This is a genomic window from Streptomyces sp. S6 (genome assembly GCF_054880855.1).
Map to the genome: position 1 here is coordinate 1 of NZ_JBTYMC010000447.1, position 4049 is coordinate 4049.

Sequence of the window (4049 nt, forward strand, 5' to 3'; positions counted from 1 at the left end):
ACGAGGCGGACGTCGAGGCCGGGGACGGGGCGTCCGCAGGAGCCGGGGACGCGCTCGCCATCTGGGGTGTTGGCGGTGATCGGGCCGCAGGTCTCGGTGGTGCCGTAGCTGCCGCGTCAGCACCGACCCCGGCCCGGCCTCCACGAAGACCCGCGCGCCGGCGTCGTACATGGCCTCGATCTGGTCGGCGAAGCGGACCGGGGAGCCGATCTGGGCGGCGAGTTCGGTGCGGACGGCGTCGGGGGTGTGGGGGGCGGCTGTCCGGTTGGCCCAGACGGGGAACTCCGGCTCGTGGAAAGAGTGTTGAGCGAGGGCCGCGGCGAACATCGGGCCCGCCCCGGCGACGAGGGGGCTGTGGAAGGCGCAGGCGACCGGGATGCGGCGTGCGGTGAGACCGGCGGTGCGCAGGTGCCGGACGGCGTCGGCGACCCCGTCCGCCGGGCCCGAGACGACCGTCTGCTCGGGGGAGTTGAGGTTGGCGATCACCACGCCCGTGTCACCGAGGTCCGCCAGGACACGTCCGACGGCCTCCGCGTCCGCCGACACCGCCGCCATCGTGCCCGGCTCGTCCCCGGCGGCGGCCAGGATCGCGGACGCCCGCTCCTCGCTCAACTCCAGCAGTGCGCGCGGGGAGACGACCCCGGCGGCGCACAGGGCGACCAGCTCGCCGTAACTGTGCCCGGCCGCCATGTCGGGGTGGATCCCGACGACCGTGAGGACCGTGAATGCGGCCAACCCTGCGATGCCCAGGGCGGGTTGGGCCACGCGGGTGTCGGTCAGGGCCGCGTTCTGGCGCTCACGGGCGGCCTCGTCGAAGGCGGTGGGCGGATACATCGTCGGGGCGTGGGCGCGGCCCAGCTCCAGGTAGTGCCGCAGCTCGGGGAAGGCGACGAAGAGATCGGCGAGCATGCCGGGGCGCTGGCTGCCCTGGCCGGGGAAGAGGAACGCCACTTTGCCGCCGGCCTCACCGCTGCCCACCCCACCACTCCAGCCGCCGACATCACCGTCGGCCCCGCTGCCCCCCGCCCCCTCAAGGGCCTCCCGCGACTCCACCCCCCTCAACTCCCGCACCAGCTCCTCCACATCGGACGCCACCACCGCGAACCGCACCGCCTCCTCACTCGCGTCCGCCCGCCGCGCCGCGCTCAGCGCGAGATCCCGCAGGCGCCACGCCTGCCCCGGCGCCTCGGCGGCCTTGAGCAGCTCCGCGGCACCCCGCCGAGCGGAGGCCGCGTCCCGCCCCCGGAACAGGAACAGTTCGGCGGGCCACTCCTCGACACCTCGCGCCCCCTCGTCGTGCGCGGCCAGCACGACATGGAAGTTGGTCCCGCCGAACCCGAACGCGCTGACCCCGCCGATCCGTCGGGAGGGCTCGGCAGCCCAGGGCCGGGCCTCGGAGTGGAACGCGAAGGGGCTCTCCCCGTCCTTCCAGGCCGAGTTGGGCGCCGTCAGATGCAGGGTCGGCGGCCGGACGCCGGTGTACAGCGCCAGTGTCGTCTTGATCAGCCCCGCGAGTCCGGCCGCGCACTTGGTGTGCCCGATCTGCGACTTGACCGACCCGAGGACACAACTCCCGGGCGAGGAGCCCGCTTCGGCGAACACGTCGGAGAGGATGGTCAGTTCGGTCCGGTCCCCGACGACCGTCCCCGTGCCGTGCGCCTCGACGATCCCGACCTCGGCCGGGGACACGCCCGCGTTGCGGTAGGCCCGCTCCAGCGCGGCCCGTTGGCCCTCCGGCCGGGGTGCGGTCAGGCCCAGGGAACGGCCGTCGCTGGAGGAGCCGAGGCCCTTGATCACGCCGTAGACGCGGTCGCCGTCCCGCTGCGCGTCGGCGAGGCGCTTGAGGACGACGCAGGCGACGCCCTCGCCCAGGGCGATGCCGTCGGCGGCGGAGTCGAAGGCGCGGGAGCGGCCGGTGGGGGAGAGGGCGTGGACGGAGGAGAACAGGGCGTAGTCGTTGATGCCGTTGTGCAGGTCGGCGCCGCCGCACAGCACGACGTCGCTGGTCCCCGACAGCAGCTCCTTGCAGGCGACGTCCACCGCCGCCAGCGAGGACGCGCAGGCCGCGTCCACGGTGTAGTTGGCGCCGCCCAGGTCGAGGCGGTTGGCGATGCGGCCCGAGACGACGTTGGCGAGCATGCCGGGGAACGAGTCCTCGGTGAGGCGCGGGAGTTGGCCGTCCAGCGCCGGGGGGACCTCGCCGTAGTAGGAGGGCAGGACGGCGCGCAGGGTCGCTGCGTTCGACAGGTCGCTGCCCGCCTCCGCGCCGAACACCACCGAGGTGCGCGAGCGGTCGAACTCCCGCCCCCCGTCGCCGTATCCGGCGTCGTCCAGGGCACGCCGGGCGGCCTCCAGGGACAGCAGCTGGACCGGCTCGACGCTGCCGAGGGAGGTGGGCGGAATGCCGTAGCGCAGCGGGTCGAAGGGGATCCGCGGCAGGAAGCCGCCCCACTTGGAGTCGGTGGACGTGCCGTGGTGGACGGCGGAGTCCCAGCGCTCCGGGGGTACTTCGGTGACCGCGTCGGTGCCGGCGACGACGTTCGCCCAGAACGAGGGGAGGTCCGGGGACCCGGCGAACATGCAGGCCATGCCGACGATCGCGACGTCCAGCGGCGCCGGTGCCGGGGGCTCGACCGCCGTGCGGGGAGTGACCCGTTCGGTGAGGAAGGCCGCCGCGCCGGTCGTCACCGACGCGTGGAGCGCGGCGATCGTCGTCGTGCGGGAGCGCAGGACGGCGACCTCGCCGGCCATGAACATCCCCTCGTCGAGCTGCCGTTGCTCGTCCACGGAGGCGAGCGCCCCGTCCGCGTCCCGCTCCACGCCCTTGCCGGCGATGCGCAGCCGCCCCACGTTGAGCCGCTCCAGCTCCTCCCACACCTCCCGCTCGGGCAGGCCGCGTGCCCGCAGCCGGGCCGCCTCCTCGCGGTACCCGTCCGTGAAGGGGCTCGGCACGCAGCGGGTGGCGTGACCGGGCGCCGACTCCAGCAGCGTCGTCGCGCCGGCCGCCAACACCTGTTCCTGGAACAGGGGTTGGATGGCGCCCTGGCCCACGGCCTCCTCCGTGAAGAGGTAGGCCGTACCCATCAGCACCCCGACCGCGGCACCCCGGGCCGTCAGCGGTGCGGCGAGCGCCGCGACCATCGCCGCCGACCGCTCGTCGTGCACGCCGCCCGCGAAGAACACCTCCACCTCGGTGACGTCCCCGAACTCGGCCAGCACCCCCAACTGGGCTTCCCACAGCGGGAATGCGGCGCGCGGGCCGACGTGGCCGCCGCACTCCGCACCTTCGAAGACGAACCGCCGCGCGCCCGCTTCGAGGAACTGGCGCAGCAACTGCGGGGACGGGACGTGCAGGAACGTGGCGATGCCCGCGTCCTCCAACACCCGTGCCTGGGAAGGCCGTCCGCCCGCGATGATCGCGTGGGTCGGCCGACAGAGCCGTACCGCCTCCAGCTGGGCCGTGCGCAACTCCTCGGGCGCGAAGCCGAGGACGCCCACCCCCCACGGCTTGTCGCCGACCGCCTCCCGGGTCTGCCCGAGCATCGCCCGTGACTGCTCGCCGTTCGCCAGGGCCAGCGCCAGGAACGGCAGGGCCCCGTCCTGCGCCACGGCCGCCGCGAACGCCGCCCGGTCGCTCACCCGCGTCATCGGCCCCTGTGCGAGGGGCAGTCGGGTCCCCAGCGCCCGGCTCATCGCCGAGTCCGGGACCAACGTCCGCACGGTGCTGTCGTCGTGCAGCGCCGAGCGCATCGCTTCGGTCAACTCCCGTACGGTTCCCCGGACATCGCTCCACCGGTCGGCGAACTCGGCGGCGAGGAAACCGTCCTGGCCCACCGGGATCCGTACGCCCCGGCGCTCCACGCACCGGATGCCGTCCACGACGGCGGACTCCGAGCCGTCCAGAGTGCGGACGACGGCAGCGAGCCGGTCGGGGAGTGACGACTCGGCCAGCAGGGCGAGTTGGGAGTCACCGGCAGCGAGCCGGTCGGGGAGTGACGACTCGGCCAGCAGGGCGAGTTGGGAGTCCAGGACGACCCCGGCGCCGCCGC

Annotated in this window: 1 protein-coding gene; it reads right to left on the reverse strand. The window is 74.4% G+C overall.

The features are described from left to right. A partial coding sequence (locus ACVNF4_RS33305; protein ID WP_461806604.1) for a beta-ketoacyl synthase N-terminal-like domain-containing protein occupies nucleotides 1–4049 on the reverse strand: 4049 nt, incomplete at both ends.